At 71.0% G+C, this 1,499-nt stretch carries 1 protein-coding gene; it reads left to right on the plus strand.

Annotation, left to right across the window (positions count from 1 at the left end; genetic code table 11):
* Positions 1–1,499, plus strand: a 1,499-nt coding sequence (locus AB0I18_RS52065; RefSeq protein ID WP_363112898.1) for a type I polyketide synthase, incomplete at both ends; no start/stop codon positions are given.

The following is a 1,499-nucleotide window of genomic DNA, read 5'->3' on the forward strand; positions in this document are numbered from 1 at the left end:
GCGTCGAATGGGTTGAGTGCGCCGAATGGTCCGGCGCAGCAGCGGGTGATCCGGGCGGCGTTGGCGAGTGCGGGGTTGTCGCCGTCGGAGGTGGACGCGGTGGAGGCGCACGGGACGGGGACCCGGTTGGGGGATCCGATTGAGGCGCAGGCGGTGTTGGCGGCGTATGGGCAGAGTCGTGAGCGGCCGTTGTTTCTGGGGTCGTTGAAGTCGAACATCGGGCATACGCAGGCGGTGTCGGGTGTGGCTGGTGTGATCAAGACGGTGATGGCGTTGCGGCACGGGACGCTGCCGAAGACCCTGCATGTGGATGCGCCGTCGGGGGAGGTGGACTGGTCGGCGGGTGCGGTGGAGTTGCTGACGGAGGCGCGGGAGTGGCCGGAGGTGGGGCGTGCGCGGCGGGCGGGTGTGTCGTCGTTCGGGATCAGTGGCACCAACGTCCACCTCATCCTCGAACAGGCACCCGAACCGCAAAGCCAGACCCAACCCCGGACCGAGCCTGAGGCGGAGCCGCCCTCCTTCACCGGCCCCGTCCCCTTGACACTCTCCGGCCACACGGAGACTGCCCTGCGTGCCCAGGCGGCCAGGTTGGCCGACCGCCTGACCCGTCACGAAGATCTGCCCCTCGATTCCGTTGCTCTCTCATTGGCGGTGTCGCGTGCGGTGTTCGGGCATCGGGCGGTGGTGGTCGGTGAGGGGCATGAGGGGTTGTTGCGGGGGCTGTCGGCGGTGGCGGAGGGTCGGCCGGACGCGGGGGTGGTGAGTGGCCGGGCGGGGGATGGCGGTGTGGTGTTCGTTTTCCCCGGCCAGGGCTCGCAGTGGGCGGGGATGGCGGTGGAACTGCTGGAGTCCTCGCCGGTGTTCGCGGCGCGGATGGGCGAGTGCGAGCAAGCTCTGTCCGCGTTCGTGGACTGGTCACTGACTGAAGTCCTGCGCGGGGGCGGGGAGTTGGACCGGGTGGACGTGGTCCAGCCGGTGCTGTGGGCGGTGATGGTGTCCCTGGCGGAGGTGTGGCGCTCGTACGGGGTGGAGCCGGCCGCCGTGGTCGGCCACTCCCAGGGAGAGATCGCCGCTGCGGTGGTGGCCGGGGCGGTGACGCTGGAGGACGGCGCGAAGGTGGTCGCGCTCCGCTCGCAGGCGATCCTGGCGCTGTCCGGGCAGGGCGCGATGGCTTCCGTGCAACTGCCGGTCGACGACGTTCGCGCCCTGGCCGCGGTGGTGGACGGCCGGGTCGAGGTGGCGGCGGTCAACGGCCCGTCGTCGGTGGTCGTCGCAGGCGCCCCCGCCGATGTCGATGAGGTGGTCGCCGAGGCTGTCGGGCAGGGGGCGCGGGCTCGGCGGGTCGAGGTGGACTACGCCTCGCACTCCGTCCAGGTGGAGGAGATCCGCGATGAACTCCTCGACGTACTCGGCGACTTGGTGCCCTGCGCTGCCCGCGTCCCCTTCTATTCCACGGTCACCGCGGACCGGTTCGACACGACGGTCCTGGACGCCGGGTA

This window comes from Streptomyces sp. NPDC050704, from assembly GCF_040654355.1.
Taxonomy (GTDB): Bacteria; Actinomycetota; Actinomycetes; order Streptomycetales; family Streptomycetaceae; genus Streptomyces.